General features: G+C 70.4%; 15 protein-coding genes and 2 pseudogenes. 7 read left to right on the top strand and 10 right to left on the bottom strand.

What is annotated here, in order from left to right; translation table 11 throughout:
* The first annotated feature begins 120 nt into the window (after positions 1-120).
* The gene (locus tag ABT025_RS16960; RefSeq protein WP_350994692.1) at positions 121-1,542 is read left to right on the top strand and encodes an MFS transporter; all 1,422 of its coding nucleotides are present in this window, start codon (positions 121-123) and stop codon (positions 1,540-1,542) included.
* 105 nt (positions 1,543-1,647) lie between these two features.
* Here the strand turns inward: ABT025_RS16960 and ABT025_RS16955 are convergent, their stop codons facing one another.
* The 3 genes from ABT025_RS16955 to ABT025_RS16945 all read right to left on the bottom strand — a co-directional run bounded on the left by ABT025_RS16955 (position 1,648) and on the right by ABT025_RS16945 (position 3,786).
* Positions 1,648-1,887, bottom strand: coding sequence for a DUF6243 family protein (locus ABT025_RS16955; RefSeq protein WP_350994643.1), 240 nt, complete (start codon positions 1,885-1,887; stop codon positions 1,648-1,650).
* Positions 1,888-2,068: 181 nt separating this feature from the next.
* Positions 2,069-2,275: a hypothetical protein gene (locus tag ABT025_RS16950; RefSeq protein WP_219571183.1), complete on the bottom strand. Its 207-nt coding sequence runs from the start codon at positions 2,273-2,275 to the stop codon at positions 2,069-2,071.
* 128 nt (positions 2,276-2,403) lie between these two features.
* On the bottom strand, positions 2,404-3,786 hold the full coding sequence (locus tag ABT025_RS16945; protein WP_350994641.1) for a glycine--tRNA ligase: 1,383 nt from the start codon (positions 3,784-3,786) through the stop codon (positions 2,404-2,406).
* 232 nt (positions 3,787-4,018) lie between these two features.
* Between ABT025_RS16945 and ABT025_RS16940 the strand changes: the two genes are divergently transcribed.
* The 4 genes from ABT025_RS16940 to ABT025_RS16925 all read left to right on the top strand — a co-directional run bounded on the left by ABT025_RS16940 (position 4,019) and on the right by ABT025_RS16925 (position 7,213).
* Positions 4,019-4,972, top strand: a complete 954-nt coding sequence (locus tag ABT025_RS16940; protein WP_350994639.1) for a metal ABC transporter substrate-binding protein — start codon at positions 4,019-4,021, stop codon at positions 4,970-4,972.
* Between the two features lie 50 nt (positions 4,973-5,022).
* The gene (locus tag ABT025_RS16935) at positions 5,023-5,817 is read left to right on the top strand and encodes a metal ABC transporter ATP-binding protein (protein WP_350994690.1); all 795 of its coding nucleotides are present in this window, start codon (positions 5,023-5,025) and stop codon (positions 5,815-5,817) included.
* Positions 5,818-5,819: 2 nt separating this feature from the next.
* Complete coding sequence (locus tag ABT025_RS16930) at positions 5,820-6,713, top strand: metal ABC transporter permease (protein WP_350994637.1); 894 nt, start codon at positions 5,820-5,822, stop codon at positions 6,711-6,713.
* 65 nt (positions 6,714-6,778) lie between these two features.
* Entirely contained in the window at positions 6,779-7,213 is a 435-nt protein-coding gene (locus tag ABT025_RS16925) for a Fur family transcriptional regulator (protein WP_350994635.1), read from the top strand.
* 34 nt (positions 7,214-7,247) lie between these two features.
* On the opposite strand, the gene ABT025_RS16920 is transcribed toward ABT025_RS16925, so the two are convergent.
* The 6 genes and pseudogenes from ABT025_RS16920 to leuA form a co-directional block, all read right to left on the bottom strand.
* Entirely contained in the window at positions 7,248-8,078 is an 831-nt protein-coding gene (locus ABT025_RS16920; RefSeq protein WP_350994633.1) for an isoprenyl transferase, read from the bottom strand.
* Positions 8,079-8,122: 44 nt separating this feature from the next.
* Positions 8,123-8,869: a DNA repair protein RecO gene (gene recO, locus ABT025_RS16915; RefSeq protein ID WP_350994631.1), complete on the bottom strand. Its 747-nt coding sequence runs from the start codon at positions 8,867-8,869 to the stop codon at positions 8,123-8,125.
* A gap of 169 nt (positions 8,870-9,038) precedes the next feature.
* Positions 9,039-9,086: pseudogene (locus ABT025_RS39505) on the bottom strand (hypothetical protein); the annotation flags it as partial.
* A 116-nt stretch (positions 9,087-9,202) separates the two neighbouring features.
* Positions 9,203-9,517 (bottom strand): annotated as a pseudogene (locus ABT025_RS16905) (MMPL family transporter); the annotation flags it as partial.
* Between the two features lie 81 nt (positions 9,518-9,598).
* Positions 9,599-10,246 carry a TerB family tellurite resistance protein gene (locus ABT025_RS16900; protein WP_502971962.1) on the bottom strand — a complete coding sequence of 216 codons (648 nt, stop codon included), beginning with the start codon at positions 10,244-10,246 and terminating at the stop codon, positions 9,599-9,601.
* A gap of 240 nt (positions 10,247-10,486) precedes the next feature.
* A complete protein-coding gene (leuA, locus tag ABT025_RS16895) occupies positions 10,487-12,283 on the bottom strand; it encodes a 2-isopropylmalate synthase (protein WP_350994628.1) in 1,797 nt (598 codons plus the stop codon).
* Positions 12,284-12,577: 294 nt separating this feature from the next.
* Here leuA and ABT025_RS16890 point away from each other — a divergent pair, with 294 nt between their 5' ends.
* Positions 12,578-13,654 (top strand): M4 family metallopeptidase, encoded by a 1,077-nt coding sequence (locus ABT025_RS16890; protein WP_350994626.1) that lies wholly within the window; start codon positions 12,578-12,580, stop codon positions 13,652-13,654.
* A gap of 32 nt (positions 13,655-13,686) precedes the next feature.
* Positions 13,687-13,953 carry a protealysin inhibitor emfourin gene (locus ABT025_RS16885; RefSeq protein ID WP_350994624.1) on the top strand — a complete coding sequence of 89 codons (267 nt, stop codon included), beginning with the start codon at positions 13,687-13,689 and terminating at the stop codon, positions 13,951-13,953.
* Between the two features lie 239 nt (positions 13,954-14,192).
* Here ABT025_RS16885 and era read toward each other — a convergent pair whose 3' ends face one another.
* Positions 14,193-15,167, bottom strand: a complete 975-nt coding sequence (era, locus tag ABT025_RS16880) for a GTPase Era (RefSeq protein WP_350994622.1) — start codon at positions 15,165-15,167, stop codon at positions 14,193-14,195.
* Between the last annotated feature and the right edge of the window lie 50 nt (positions 15,168-15,217).

Here is a 15,217-nt window from a genome sequence, read left to right as displayed (position 1 = left end):
GTGCCAGGTGCTGCTGATACCAGGATAAGGACACTCTGGTACCAGGCTCCGAGAAGAGCGATCGTCGGTTCCGTGAGTGAATCCTCTGTACGGCCGAAGACACACGCCGCCACCGCCCCCGTGGTGCGGCACGACCATCCGGCCCCGGTGCTCGGCGCGCTGGGGCTGTTCACCGTGCTGCTGGGTGCGGCCCTCCCCCTGATCGACTTCTTCATCGTCAACGTCGCCCTGCCCACCATCGACCACGACCTGGCCGCGGGTCCCGCGCTGCTGGAACTGGTCGTCGCGGGCTATGGGCTCTCGTACGCCGTCCTGCTCGTCCTCGGCGGCCGGCTCGGCGACATGGCCGGCCGGCGCCGGCTCTTCCTGCTGGGCATCGCCGCGTTCGGGCTCACCTCACTGGCCTGCGGACTCGCCCCGAACGCCTGGACGCTGGTCGGGGCACGGGTGGCCCAGGGTGCCGCGGCGGCGCTGATGCTGCCGCAGGTGCTCGCCACCATCCAGGCGGCCACCTCGGGGCACCGGCGGGCCCGGGCGATGAGCCTGTACGGGGCCACGGCCGGGCTCTCCATGGTCGCGGGCCAGATCCTGGGCGGGGTGCTGGTCGCCGCGGCGCCGCTGTCGTCGGTGTTCGGCGAGAGCGCGGGGTGGCGCTCGGTGTTCCTGGTCAACGTTCCGGTGGCGGCCGTCGGGCTGTTCCTGGCGGCCCGCGCGGTGCCGGAGACCCGTTCGGAGCGGCCGGCGCCCATCGACGTGCCGGGCACGCTGCTGCTCGCCGTGTCCCTGTTGACGCTGCTGGCCCCGCTCACCGAGGGGCGGGCCGCGGGCTGGCCGCTGTGGACCTGGGTGTCGCTGGCGCTGTTCCCGTTCGCCGCGGTCGCCTTCTACCGGGTGGAGCGGCGGGCCGACCGGCGCGGACTGGTTCCGCTGGTCCCGCCGAGCCTGTTGCGGCTCGACTCGCTGCGGCGCGGGCTGGCGCTGGTGGTGCCGTTCTCGGTCGGCTTCGGCGGCTTCATGTTCGTTATCGCCGTGGCGCTCCAGCAGGGCCTGAAGCTGGGTCCGGCCGCTTCGGGCCTGTCGATGGCCCCGATGGCGGCGGCCTTCTTCGCAGCCTCGCTGGCCGGTCCGCGGCTGGTGCGGCGGTACGGCAGCCGGGTCGTGACGGCCGGCGGACTGATCCAGGCGGCAGGCGTCGTCGTGCTCGCTCTCACGGTGTGGCGCGGCTGGTCGGGCCTGGGGCTGCCGGGGCTGATTCCGGGGATGGCGATCGCCGGCCTCGGTCAGGGCCTGCAACTGCCCGTCCTCTTCCGCATCGTGCTGTCCGACGTGCCGCCGGAGCGGGCCGGTGTGGGCGGCGGTGTCATGACGACGACCCAGCAGGCGGCGCTGGCGCTGGGCGTGGCGACGCTCGGCTCGCTGTTCCTGGCCCTGGCGCCGGGCTCGGGCATGCGGGACGCGCTGATCGTGACGCTGCTGGTCCAGCTGGCGGCTGTCGCCCTGACGACCCTGCTGAGCCTGCGGCTGCCGCGCAGCGTGGCGTGAGAGCGGGGCGCCGGTACCGGTGCGGGCCCGGAACACCTCGGATTCCTGAGGTGTTCCGGGCCCGCGGTCGTACGGGTGGTGCGAACTGCCCTCCGTGAGGAGGCGTCAGCTCTGTGCGGGCGCTTCCTGCTCCGGGGCGTCCTGCTCGGCGGGGGCGGCGGCCGCGGCGTCCGACGGCTCGGTTCCGGCGGCGCGCTCGCGCATCCTGCGCAGCAGTTCCGCCTTCTGCTCGGCGGCCGTCCTGCGGTTGGCGTCGCGCTCGGGGCCTGCGCCCTGCTGCTCGGCGCGGGACACCTTCTTGCGCTGTCCGCCGACGCCGAGAAGGTTGTTACGGCTCTTGGCCACGGGGTTCTCCCATTAGTGGTGAAAGTGAGGTCTGAGAAGACCCTGGATCGGTCCGGTGGGCGGCGGGTGGTCGGACCCGCCGCGCTCTCACTCGTAGATCTGGAAGAACGAAGACATGGCCGAACGGTACCCCGCCCCCATCGGCCGCGGCACCGCGTTTTCTCCCGGTCGGGCGAAGCGCCTACGTCGCCGTCGGGTCGACCGTTGCCTGGTGGGCCTCGGCGAGGTGTTCCTCGGCCTTGAGCCAGGGCAGGAACTGCACCGCCCTGCGCCAGTCGCAGGTGTCGCAGCTCAGCTGCCGCTGCACCCCCGACTTCCGCACGTGAACGACGTGTTCACGGCCGTGCTGGTCCCATCTGCTGACCTTGCTCGTGGTCATGGACGGCATCCGGGCCTCCTGAGGGCGAGTGTGCCCAGTGTGCACGAAGCCCCCGGTTCCGTACGGGGAACCGGGGGCTTCGTACAACGGGTACAGCGGGTACAGCAGGTACAACGGGTACAGACAGGTGCGACGCGTCAGCAGCCGAGCAGGCGGGCGCCGAGGTACGCCTGGATCTGGTCCAGCGAGACGCGCTCCTGCTTCATGGTGTCGCGCTCGCGCACCGTCACCGCGTTGTCGTCGAGGGTGTCGAAGTCGACGGTGACGCAGAACGGCGTGCCGATCTCGTCCTGGCGACGGTAGCGGCGGCCGATGGCGCCCGCGTCGTCGAACTCGATGTTCCAGTTCTGCCGCAGGTCGGCCGCGAGGCCCTTGGCCTTCGGCGAGAGCTGCGGGTTGCGGGACAGCGGCAGGACCGCGACCTTGACCGGCGCCAGGCGCGGGTCGAGGCGCATCACGGTGCGCTTCTCCATGACGCCCTTGGCGTTGGGCGCCTCGTCCTCGATGTAGGCGTCCAGCAGGAAGGCGAGCATCGAACGGCCGACACCGGCCGCGGGCTCGATGACGTAGGGGGTCCAGCGCTCGCCGGCCTCCTGGTCGTAGAACTGCAGGTCCGTGCCGGAGGCCTTGGAGTGCGCCTTCAGGTCGTAGTCCGTGCGGTTGGCGACGCCCTCCAGCTCGCCCCACTCGCTGCCGCCGAAGCGGAAGCGGTACTCGATGTCAGCGGTGCGCTTGGAGTAGTGGGAGAGCTTCTCCTTCGGGTGCTCGAACCACCGCATGTTCTCCTCGCGCAGGCCCAGGCCGGTGTACCAGTTCCAGCGCTGCTCCATCCAGTACTCCTGCCACTGCTCGTCCTCGCCCGGCTTGACGAAGAACTCCATCTCCATCTGCTCGAACTCGCGCGTGCGGAAGATGAAGTTGCCCGGAGTGATCTCGTTCCGGAAGGACTTGCCCATCTGCGCGATGCCGAACGGCGGCTTCTTGCGCGAGGTCTGCTGCACCTGGCCGAAGTTGGTGAAGATGCCCTGGGCCGTCTCGGGGCGCAGGTAGGCGACCGAGCCGGAGTCCTGGGTCGGGCCGAGGTGCGTCGAGAGCAGGCCGGAGAACTGCTTGGGCTCGGTGAAGGTGCCCTTGTTACCGCAGTTGGGGCAGTTGAGGTCGGCGAGGCCGTTGACCGGCGGCTTGCCGTGCTTCTCCTCGTACGCCTCCTCCAGGTGGTCCGCGCGGTAGCGCTTGTGGCAGGAGGTGCACTCGGTCAGCGGGTCGGAGAACGTGGCGACGTGACCGGAGGCCACCCACACCTCGGGGGCCAGGATGACCGACGAGTCGAGTCCGACCACGTCCTCGCGCGAAGTGACCATGTAGCGCCACCACTGGCGCTTGAGGTTCTCCTTGAGCTCAACGCCCAGCGGCCCGTAGTCCCAGGCGGCACGCTGACCACCGTAGATCTCACTGCACGGGAAAACGAAGCCACGGCGCTTGCTCAGGCTGACGATGGAGTCGATCTTGTCGGCGGCCACGGTGCTCTCTTCATTACGACGACGAAATGGGACAAGGGCGGCGCGAAGCGCCTCGGTGGGGGGTGGTGGTCAGGAGACGGGTGCGCGAATACCTCAGATTACCGGCGGGCACGCCCCTTCGATCAAATCGGTATCGGTCCAGCCCGTCGAGAAGCCCCCCGAGCGGCCCGCCGCGAGGACGGCCCGGGGGCCTTGTTGACAATCGTTTCCACTTTTGTTGAAAATGACTGTCATGAACGTACGCCGCCTCATACCCACGACCGCCGTCGCCGGAGCAGTCATACTCGGCCTCACCGCGCTCTCTGCCTGCTCCACGTCCGACGCAGCCGACCGCAAGAACGGCGACAAGCTGAACGTGGTGGCGTCGTTCTATCCGATGCAGTTCCTCGCCGAGCAGATCGGCGGAAACCACGTCTCCGTCTCCACGCTGACCAAGCCGGGCGTGGAACCGCACGACCTGGAGCTCAGCCCGCGGGAGGTCGGTGGTCTCAGCGACGCCGACTACATCCTCTATCTCAAGGGCCTCCAGCCCGCCGTCGACGACGCGATCAAGCTCTCCGAGTCCGAGCACACCGTCGACGCCGCGGGGCTCACCACGCTGGAGGACCACGGCGCCGAGGTCGGCGGCGAGGACCACGCCCACGAGCACGAGGGCGACGAAGCCGGCGCCGACCCGCACATCTGGCTGGACCCGGTGAAGTACGCCCAGGTCGCCAAGGGGGTCGGCAAGTCCCTGGAGAAGACCGACCCGGACCACGCCGCGGACTACCGCAAGAACACCGATGCCCTGGTCACCAAGCTCGACGCGCTCAACACCGCGTACGAGAACGGGCTGAGGAACACCGCCACCAAGACGTTCATCACCACCCACTCCGCCTTCGGGTACCTAGCCGAGCGCTACGGCCTCACCCAGGAGGGCATCGCCGGTATCGACCCCGAGGCCGAGCCCAGCCCCGCGCGGATCAGCGCCCTGCACTCGATCGCACAGGAGAAGAACGTCACCACCGTCTTCTTCGAGACGCTCGCCAGCGACAAGACCGCGAAGACCGTCGCCCGGGACACCGGCCTGAGGACCGACGTCCTGGACCCGCTGGAGGGAATCACCGGCAAGTCCAAGGGCGATGACTACATCGAGGTCATGGAGTCCAACCTCGCCGCCCTGCAGAAGGCGCTGGGCGCGAAGTGAGCGACACCGACCCGGACGACCCGAACCGCGCAGCAGCACCGGAGGCGCTCATGCCCGAGCCCCAGAGCACCACACCGAGCACCGCACCCGACCCCGTGATCGTCGTGCGTGACGCCGCGGCCACCCTCGGCGCACGCCCCGTGCTGCGCGGCATCGACCTGACCGTGCACCGCGGCGAGGTCGTCGCCCTGCTCGGCGCCAACGGGTCCGGCAAGTCGACCGCCGTACGCTCCGTCATCGGCCAGGTCCCGCTCACCGGCGGCACCGTCGAGCTCTTCGGCACCCCGCTGCGCCGCTTCCGCGACTGGGCCCGGATCGGATACGTACCGCAGCGCACCACCGCGGCCGGCGGGGTGCCCGCCACGATCCGCGAGGTCGTCTCCTCCGGGCGGCTTTCGCGCACCCGGCTGGGGCTGCCGCGCAAGGCCGACCGGGCCGCCGTCGACCGCGCCATCGCGCTCGTCGGCCTCGCCGACCGGGCCGGGGACTCGGTGGACGCCCTCTCCGGCGGCCAGCACCAGCGTGTGCTGATCGCCCGCGCGCTCGCCTCCGAACCCGAGCTGCTGATCATGGACGAGCCGATGGCCGGCGTCGACCTGGCCAGCCAGGAGATCCTCGCCGAGACCCTGCGCGAACAGGTCGCGGCCGGCACCACCGTGCTGCTCGTCCTGCACGAGCTCGGCCCGCTGGAGCCCCTGATCGACCGGGCCGTCGTGCTGCGCGACGGCTGCGTGATGCACGACGGGCCGCCCCCGAAGGCACTCGGGCAGCACGCACTGCCCGGCCACGACCACGTACACCCCCACGCGGCCTCCGAGCCCGTCCGGACGGGACTGCTGAGCTGATCATGGAATTCCTCACCCCTCCCTTCATGCAGCGGGCGCTGATCGCCGCCGTGCTCGTCGGCGTCATCGCCCCCGCCGTCGGCATCTACCTGGTGCAGCGCCGGCAGGCCCTGATGGGCGACGGCATCGGCCACATCGCGATGACCGGCGTCGGCCTCGGCTTCCTGCTCTCCACCAGCCCCGTCTGGATGGCCACGGCCGTCGCCGTCGTCGGCGCGGTCACCATGGAGCTGATCCGCTGGTACGGACGCACCCGCGGCGACATCGCGCTGGCGATGCTCTTCTACGGCGGCATGGCGGGCGGTGTCCTGCTGATCAACCTCTCCGACACCGGCTCCAACGCCAACCTCACCTCGTACCTCTTCGGCTCGCTGTCCACGGTCTCGTCCGAGGACATCACCGCGATCGCCCTGCTGGCGGCGTTCGTGCTGCTGGTGACGGTGGGGCTGCGACGGCAGCTGTTCGCCGTCAGCCAGGACGAGGAGTTCGCCCGGGTCACCGGACTGCCCGTGCGCGTGCTGAACCTGCTGATCGCGGTCACCGCCGCGGTGACCGTCACCGTCGCGATGCGGGTCGTCGGGCTCCTGCTGGTCAGCGCCCTGATGGTGGTCCCGGTCGCCGCCGCGCAGCAGATCACGCGGTCGTTCAAGGTGACGTTCGTGCTCTCGGTCGTCACCGGGGTCGCGGTGACCCTGGCCGGCACCATCACCTCGTACTACCAGGACGTCCCCCCCGGCGCGACGATCGTGCTGCTGGCCATCGGAGTGTTCATCGCCCTGACGCTGCTCGCCGCCCCGCTGGCCCGGATCCGGGCCCGCCGCCGCGAAACGGCGGACGACCGGTGCACCCTTGAGGTACCGGTCACCCGCCGGAACGCGGACGACGTCCACGTCTGACCGTGCCGCCGGTGCGGACTGGCACAATGGCCCGACATACGTACGGGCGACACGAGGAGGCTCCTGTGGCGACGGCGCCGATCAGTGGAACGAACGCTGCACCGGTACGCGGGCGGTCGACCCGGCAGCGGACAGCGGTGGCTGCGGCGCTCGACGAGGTGGACGAGTTCCGCAGCGCCCAGGAACTGCACGACGTACTCAAGCACCGCGGTGACTCGGTCGGGCTGACCACGGTCTACCGCACCCTGCAGTCCCTCGCGGACGCGGGCGAGGTCGACGTGCTGCGCACCACCGAGGGCGAGTCCGTCTACCGCCGGTGCTCGACCGGCGACCACCACCACCATCTGGTGTGCCGGATGTGCGGCAAGGCGGTCGAGGTCGAGGGCCCGGCGGTGGAGCAGTGGGCCGAGACCATCGCGGCACAGCACGGCTTCGTGAACGTGGCACACACCGTGGAGGTCTTCGGTACGTGCGTGGAGTGCGCGAGCGCCAAGGGGTGAGCCCCGGGGGCGCCGCCCCCGGGGCCCCCGCTCCTCAGCTGCCGGATGCCCCGTCCTGCTGCTCCGCCTCCACCGCGCCGCCGAAGCGCCGGTCGCGCTGCGCGAACTCCAGGCAGGCCCGCCACAGGTCACGGCGGTCGAAGTCCGGCCACAGCACGTCCTGGAAGACCATCTCGGCGTACGCGCTCTGCCAGATCAGGTAGTTGGAGGTGCGCTGCTCACCGCTGGGGCGGACGAAGAGGTCGACGTCCGGCATGTCCGGGTAGTAGATGTACTTCGCGAACGTCTTCTCGTTGACCTTCGACGGGTCGAGCTTCCCGGCCGCGACGTCCTGGGCGATCCGCTGCGCGGCGTCCGCGATCTCGGCCCGGCCGCCGTAGTTGACGCAGAAGTACAGCGTCATCCTGTCGTTGTCCTTGGTCTGCTCCTGGGCGACCTGGAGTTCCTGGACGACGGACTTCCACAGCTTCGGCATACGGCCGACCCAGCGGATCCGGATGCCGAGTTCGTCCATCTCGTCGCGGCGGCGGCGGATGACGTCCCGGTTGAAGTTCATGAGGAACTTCACCTCCTCCGGGGACCGCTTCCAGTTCTCCGTCGAGAACGCGTACAGCGAGAGGTTCTTGACGCCCATCTCGATGCAGCCCTTGAGCACGTCCATGACGACGCCCTCGCCCACCTTGTGGCCCTCGGTGCGCGGCAGACCGCGCTCCTTGGCCCAGCGGCCGTTGCCGTCCATCACGACGGCGACGTGCTTGGGCACCAGCTCGCCGGGGATCTTCGGGGGCACGGCACCGGACGGGTGCGGCTCCGGGGTCTTGTAGTCGCGCCGGTTGCGGCCGCCGAAAATCCCAGGTACTGCCATGAACTGTCTCGCTCCCTGTGCCTGATCTGCCTGTGCTGCCTTGGTCATTTCTCTACGTACCGCAGTGAGCGCAGCCCGCGCTCCAGATGCCAGTGCAGATAGGCGGACACCAGCCCGCTCCCCTCCCTGACATGACGCGCCTCGCACGCGTCCGCCGTCTCCCAGTCGCCGGACAGCAGGGCGCTCAGCAGGGTGACGGCCTCAGCCGAGGGTACGACGCTGCCGGGTACCCGGCAGTCGCCGCAGATGACGCCGCCCGCCGCGACGGAGAAGAAACGGTTCGGACCGGGCATTCCGCACCGGGCGCAGTCGACGAAGCTGGGGGCGTAGCCGTTGACCGCGAGCGAACGCAGCAGGAACGCGTCGAGGATGAGGTTCGGCTCGTGCTCGCCGCGGGCCAGCGTGCGCAGGCCGCCCACCAGCAGGAGGTACTGCTGGACCGCGGGCTCGCCCTCGTGGTCGGTGAAGCGTTCGGCGGTCTCCAGCATCGCGGTGCCGGCGGTGTAGCGCCCGTAGTCGGTGACGATCGCGCCGCCGTACGGGGCGATCGTCTCGCTCTGGGTGCAGAGCGGCAGCCCGCGTCCGATCAGTTCGCTGCCGCGCGCGAAGAACTGCACGTCCACATGGGAGAACGGCTCCAGCCGGGCCCCGAACTTCGACTTCGTGCGCCGCACCCCGCGCGCGACGGCCCGTACCCGGCCGTGGCCGCGGGTCAGGATCGTGATGATCCGGTCGGCCTCGCCCAGCTTCTGCGTGCGGAGCACCACGCCGTCGTCCCGGAACAAGCTCATGGCTCCATTGTCCGGTACGCCGGTGGCCCGGCGGGCCCGCCCCCGGAACCAGGTCCGGTCGGTCCCCTGCCGCGCCGCCGCCCGCGGGCACGACGAGGCCGGACTCGTGGGCGACGATCACCAGCCGGCCCCGGTCGCGGGCGGCCGGCCTGCCCATGATCCGGCTGACATGTGTCCTGTCGGTGAGCGGGCCGAGGCCGAGGGTCTCGGCGATCTCGGTGTTGTCCGGACCGCGTGCGACGAGGGCGAGAACCTGGCGTTCCCGGTCGGAGAGCGTCCCGGGCCCGCCGGTGCGGTCGGGGGCCGTGGAGCGCCGAGGACCCGGGCGACGCCCCCCGGCGACAGCGCGCCCAGCAGCACTCCGCCGGCCACCGGCACCGCGACGGGCCGGCGCCCCGCCGAGCCGCCCATGGCGGCGAAGAGGGAGCGACGCTCCCTCGGCTCGGTGCCGTGCACGGGCACGAGGGGCCAGAACACCCGGCGGCCCAGGAGCACCAGGACGGCGGGCAGCAGCGTCAGCACGGCCAGGAGCCCGCACAGCACCCCGACGGCGGCGAGGGGCCCCATGCCCCGGCTGCTGGTGAGATAGGCGGCCAGAAGGCACAGGAGGCCCGCTGCGACGGTGGCGGAGGACGCGCCGACGAGCGGCACGAGCCGCAGCAGCGGGCTGCGGTGGCACGACGGCCCGGTGCTCCCGCGGGAGTACCGGGCCGGTGCGGAGAGAAGGGATCAGGAGGGTGTACGCGCGGCCGCCGCGAGCAGCCGGGCGGTGTCCTCGGCGCGGATCCGCAGGGCCTCGCCGATCGTCGTCAGCACCTCGCGCTCGGCAGCGCTGTACGGGCCGTCGGCGAGGGCGATCCGGGCACCCTGGAGCAGAATCGATTCGCGGCCCGCGGGCGCCAGATGCGCGGCGAGGGGCTCCAGCGCCTCGTGGAGTTCGATGGCGAGGGCCGCCCCGCAGGCCTCGGCCGCGGGGTCGAACGCGGAGCCGTGGCCGATGTCGGCGGAGAGGACCTCGACGACGGTGGCGAGCTGCTCCTGTGTGCAGTCGTCGAATCCGGCGCCGCGCACGGTCTCCACGGCCGTCTCCAGGACCGTACGGGAGGTGCTGCCGCCCGCCGCGAGGACCCCGAGGGTCACGGTGTGGACGGCGTCCCTGAGCATCGCGGAGAACCGTGTGGTGGTGGGGTGGTCGAGCGCCTCGGTGTCGAAGTGGGCGTGGCAGGCGGCGCATTCGACGACCGGGCCGACGGTGCCGCGTTTCAGCAGCGGCACGCCGAGGACGGCGAAACGGCGGCGCCCGGTGAGGCGGCGGTAGTTGCGGTCGCCCCCGCAGCCGGGACAGAAGAACTCGCCGTCACCGACGGCGTCCCACATCGTGCGGATGCCGCAGATACGCAGCTTTGTGGCGCTTCGTCCCAGGCTTGACCGCACGTCGCACACCTCCGTAACGCTCCGGCAACATTGCCGTGTTGGACGTGATGTTAACCACATCCTTGAAGCGGCGTCAGCACCTCGCCCGTCACAACCGCCCCGAGATGGCCGAACCCCGCCCCCCGGGCATGGGGAGCGGGGCTCGTGGACCGTACGGCTTCATGCTCTTTTTCGGGCGCCGGATCAGCGGGTGGCGCGGTTGACGGCCGAGACGACCGCCTTCAGGGAGGCCCGCGTGGTGTTGGCGTCGATGCCGATGCCCCACAGGACCTTTCCGTCGATGGCGCACTCGATGTACGAGGCGGCCTGAGCGCTCGCGCCCTCGCTCATCGTGTGCTCGGTGTAGTCCAGCAGCCGCGCGTCGATGCCGATGGCCTGCAGCGCTTCGAAGAACGCGGAGATCGGCCCGTTGCCGGTACCCGTGAGCACGGTGTCCGCGCCGTCCACGGTCGCCTCGACGGTGATCGTGTCCTGGCCGTCCGAACCGGTCGTGGTCTGGCCGGAGCGGATCTGTACGCGGCCCCACTGAGCCGCGGCGTCCTCCGGGTTGGGCAGGTACTCGTCCTGGAAGGTGGTCCAGATCTGCGCCGGGGTGACCTCGCCGCCCTCGGCGTCGGTCTTGGCCTGAATGATCCGCGAGTACTCGATCTGCATCCGGCGCGGCAGGTCCAGCTTGTGGTCGTTCTTCAGGACGTAGGCGATTCCGCCCTTGCCGGACTGCGAGTTGACCCGGATGACCGCCTCGTAGCTGCGGCCGACGTCCTTCGGGTCGATCGGCAGGTAGGGCACCGCCCACTCGAGGTCGTCCACCGTCTTGCCCTGGGCGGCCGCGTCGGCCTCCATGGCGTCGAAGCCCTTCTTGATGGCGTCCTGGTGGGAGCCGGAGAAGGCGGTGTAGACCAGGTCGCCCGCGTAGGGGTGGCGCGGGTGGACCTCCATCTGGTTGCAGTACTCGCTGGTGCGGCGGATCTCGTCGATCTGCGAGAAGTCGATCTGGGGGTCGACGCCCTGCGAGAACAGGTTCATGCCCAGCGTCACGAGGTCGACGTTCCCGGTGCGCTCGCCCTGGCCGAACAGGCAGCCCTCGACCCGGTCCGCCCCGGCCATCAGGGCCAGTTCGGCGGCGGCGACGGCGGTGCCGCGGTCGTTGTGCGGGTGGACGGACAGGCAGACGAACTCGCGGCGCGACAGGTTGCGCGACATCCACTCGAACCGGTCCGCGTGCGTGGACGGCGTCGAACGCTCCACGGTCGCGGGCAGGTTGAGGATGATCTCGCGGCCCTCCTCGGGCTGCCAGACGTCACAGACCGCCTCGCAGACCTCCAGGGCGAAGTCCAGCTCCGTGTCGGTGAAGATCTCGGGGCTGTACTGGTAGCCGAAGATCGTCTCCTCGCCCAGGATCTTCTCCGCGTACTCCATGACCAGCCGGGTACCGTCCACCGCGATCTGCTTGACCTGCTCCTTCGAACCACGGAAGACCACGCGGCGGAAGGTGGGGGCGGTGGCGTTGTACAGGTGCACGGTGGCGCGCCGGGCGCCGACCAGCGATTCGACAGTCCGCTCGATCAGTTCCTCGCGGGCCTGCGTCAGGACGGAGATGGTCACGTCCTCGGGGATCGCGCCCTCTTCGATGATGGAGCGGACGAACGCGAAGTCGGTCTCACCGGAGGACGGGAAGCCGACCTCGATCTCCTTGTAGCCCATGCGTACCAGCAGGTCGAACATCTCGCGCTTACGGGCCGGCGACATCGGGTCGATCAGGGCCTGGTTGCCGTCACGCAGGTCGGTGGAGAGCCAGCGGGGCGCCCGGGTGATCCGCTTCTCGGGCCAGGTGCGGTCGGGGATCCCGACGGCCTCGTACCGGCCGTACTTGTGAACGGGCATCCCGGACGGCTTCTGCAGACCCGTGGCGTTGGTGATCGGCGTGGGGCGGCCCACGGCGTTCTCGGCGGGGGTCTGCGCGGGGTTCACTGCGGTCATGGCGTAGGGCTCCTCGGGGTCCTGCAAAGGGACGGCCGACTGTGTCGCTGCAACACCAGACTCCGCGGGGAGGGGGTCGGCCTACGACTGCGAACCCTCGCCGCGGCAGCTAAGAAGAAGCAGCCCGAAACGCATGATGCGACGAGGCTAGCCCAGTGGCGCCCGAGACGTCGGTGCCGTATCAGTATGCGGGACCGGACGCCGGTAACGGGTGAACAGTGATGGATCACTCTATTTCGTCAATCCAGGTAGCAACCAGTGACTTTGTCGTCACACGCTGCCACAGTCGTGTGTATGCAGCCTCGATCTCAGCACGGGTTCCACCCCGTCTTCTGCACCATCGTGCCGCCCCACGTCCTCGACAAGCTGTCTCAGTCCGACGACCCCGTCCTCGCGGGCCCGGCCCGCCGCACCCTGGAGGCGGACGCCGCCCGGCGCACCCGCCGTCAGGTGACCACCGTCGTCCGGACCCGTATCGACCCGGCGCCCGAGGGCGACCGGTCCGGCAAACCCGACCGCACGCTCTACGACTGCCGCCACGGCACCGACCTCCCCGGGACGAAGGTCCGCGCCGAGGGCGAGGAGCCCACGTCCGACGCCAGCGTCAACCGCGCGTACGCGGGCCTCGGCGCCACCTTCGAACTGCTGCTCAGCGCCTACGGCCGCCGTTCGATCGACGGCAACGGGCTGCCGCTGATCGGCTCCGTGCACTACGACGAGAAGTACAACAACGCCTTCTTCGACGGCGAGCAGATGGTGTTCGGTGACGGGGACGGGGAGATCTTCCTGGACTTCACCGTCGCCATCGACGTGATCGCCCATGAGCTGGCGCACGGACTGACCCAGCACACGGCCAACCTGAACTACTACGGCCAGTCCGGCGCGCTCAACGAGTCGGTCTCGGACGTGTTCGGCTCCCTGGTGAAGCAGTACTCGCTCGGTCAGACCGCCGCACAGGGCGACTGGCTGATCGGCGCGGGGCTGCTGGCCCCCCGCGTCCAGGGGGTGGCGCTGCGCTCGATGAAGGCCCCCGGTACCGCGTACGACGACGACGTGCTCGGCAAGGACCCGCAGCCCGCCTCCATGGACGACTACATCCGCACGGGCGAGGACAACGGCGGGGTGCACCTCAACTCCGGCATCCCGAACCGCGCGTTCTACCTGCTGGCCACCGCGCTCGGCGGCAGTTCCTGGGAGCGGGCGGGTCAGCTCTGGTTCGATGTGCTCACCGGTGGTGAACTGGCGGTGGACGCGGACTTCGCGTCCTTCGCCCGGCTGACCGTGGCGGCTGCCCGCAGCCGCTTCGGTGAGGGCGACGAGGTGGAGGCGGTCCTCAAGGCCTGGTCGGAGGTGGGCGTACCGACCGCGTAGGCCCGGGCCCGTCCGTCGAGGAAGGACACCGCATGCGGATTCAGGTGAGCAGGACCGGCGGCTTCGCCGGCATCGCGCACCACCGCGAGATCGACACCTCGGGACGGGCCGACGCCCACGAGTGGGAGGCCCTGGCCGAATCGGCGGTCACCGGCGGCCGGGAAGCTCCCGCGAGGGGCGTTCCGGACGGCTTCAGCTACCGGATCACGGTCGACGGCCGCACCGTGCACTGCGCGGACCCGCGACTGACCGACGCTCAGCGCGCACTGGTCTCACGCGTCCTGAAGGAGGGCGCGTGAGACCGGCGGCGTACGTCTGCGTCTGCGTCTGCGTCTGCGTCTGACGGAGCTCGGGAACGGTCCGCCCCCTGCAGGGCTCGGAGCCCCGGCGTGCCCAGCCGCTCGGGAACCGGGCCCTCCCGACGTCCTCGCACCCCCCGGTCCCGAGGGGTGCGCGCGGCTTCAGCGGCTTCGCACGGCTGAGCCGGCCTCCGGCCGCCGGACCACGGCCACCTCAGACCGCCGGGCCAAGGCCCCGCTCAGAACCCCAGCTTGCGCAGCTGCTTGGGATCGCGCTGCCAGTCCTTGGCGACCTTCACGTGCAGGTCGAGGAAGACCGGTGTGCCCAGCAGCGCCTCGATGTGCTTGCGCGACTTCGTGCCGACATCCTTCAGGCGCTTGCCCTTCGGGCCGATGATGATGCCCTTCTGGCTGGGCCGCTCGATGTAGACGTTGGCGTGGATGTCGAGCAGCGGCTTGTCTGCCGGACGGTCCTCGCGCGGCAGCATCTCCTCGACGACGACCGCGATGGAGTGCGGCAGCTCGTCCCGTACGCCTTCGAGCGCAGCCTCACGGATCAGTTCCGCGACCATGACCATCTCGGGCTCGTCGGTGAGGTCGCCCTCCGGGTAGAGCGGCGGGCTCTGAGGGAGCAGCGGGGCGATCAGGTCGGCCAGCAAGCCGACCTGATCGTCCTTGACGGCCGAGACCGGGATGATCTCCGCCCACTCGAAGCCGAGCTCCTCGCCGAGGCGGGAGACGGCCAGCAGCTGTTCGGCGAGCTGCTTGGACTCGACCAGGTCGGACTTGGTGATGATCGCGATCTTGGGCGTCTTCTTGATGCCCGCGAGTTCCTTGATGATGTACTTGTCGCCGGGGCCGAGCTTCTGGTCGGCGGGCAGGCAGAAGCCGATGACGTCGACCTCGGCCCAGGTGGTGCGTACGACGTCGTTGAGACGCTCGCCCAGCAGGGTGCGCGGCTTGTGGAGGCCGGGGGTGTCGACCAGGATCAGCTGTGCGTCCGGCCGGTGCACGATGCCGCGCACGGTGTGCCGGGTCGTCTGGGGCCGGTTGGACGTGATCGCCACCTTCTGGCCGACCAGAGCGTTCGTAAGGGTGGACTTGCCCGCGTTGGGACGGCCCACGAAGCAGGCGAAGCCGGCCCGGTGGGGGGCGGTGTTCTCAGCCTGCTGCGCAGCAGCTTCTGGGTTAGGTCGAGCGCTCATGGCGCCCATTGTCCCCGATCCCGGCGGCTGCGGGGCACCAAGGCGGCCGCCGAGGCCAC

It is taken from the genome of Streptomyces sp. NPDC002809 (assembly GCF_040295435.1).
Lineage (GTDB): Bacteria > Actinomycetota > Actinomycetes > Streptomycetales > Streptomycetaceae > Streptomyces.
This window is presented reverse-complemented; position numbering and strand designations above follow the sequence as displayed.

Bases quoted from the DNA above. Each gene is read 5' to 3' on its own strand.
- recO (WP_350994631.1), bottom strand. From the start codon at position 8,869: ATGAGCTTGTTCCGGGACGACGGCGTGGTGCTCCGCACGCAGAAGCTG.
- ABT025_RS16900 (WP_502971962.1), bottom strand. From the start codon at position 10,246: ATGTGGGACGCCGTCGGTGACGGCGAGTTCTTCTGTCCCGGCTGCGGG.
- ABT025_RS16935 (WP_350994690.1), top strand. From the start codon at position 5,023: ATGCCCGAGCCCCAGAGCACCACACCGAGCACCGCACCCGACCCCGTG.
- ABT025_RS16950 (WP_219571183.1), bottom strand. From the start codon at position 2,275: ATGCCGTCCATGACCACGAGCAAGGTCAGCAGATGGGACCAGCACGGC.
- ABT025_RS16890 (WP_350994626.1), top strand. From the start codon at position 12,578: ATGCAGCCTCGATCTCAGCACGGGTTCCACCCCGTCTTCTGCACCATC.
- ABT025_RS16940 (WP_350994639.1), top strand. From the start codon at position 4,019: ATGAACGTACGCCGCCTCATACCCACGACCGCCGTCGCCGGAGCAGTC.
- ABT025_RS16920 (WP_350994633.1), bottom strand. From the start codon at position 8,078: ATGGCAGTACCTGGGATTTTCGGCGGCCGCAACCGGCGCGACTACAAG.
- era (WP_350994622.1), bottom strand. From the start codon at position 15,167: ATGGGCGCCATGAGCGCTCGACCTAACCCAGAAGCTGCTGCGCAGCAG.
- ABT025_RS16885 (WP_350994624.1), top strand. From the start codon at position 13,687: ATGCGGATTCAGGTGAGCAGGACCGGCGGCTTCGCCGGCATCGCGCAC.
- ABT025_RS16930 (WP_350994637.1), top strand. From the start codon at position 5,820: ATGGAATTCCTCACCCCTCCCTTCATGCAGCGGGCGCTGATCGCCGCC.
- leuA (WP_350994628.1), bottom strand. From the start codon at position 12,283: ATGACCGCAGTGAACCCCGCGCAGACCCCCGCCGAGAACGCCGTGGGC.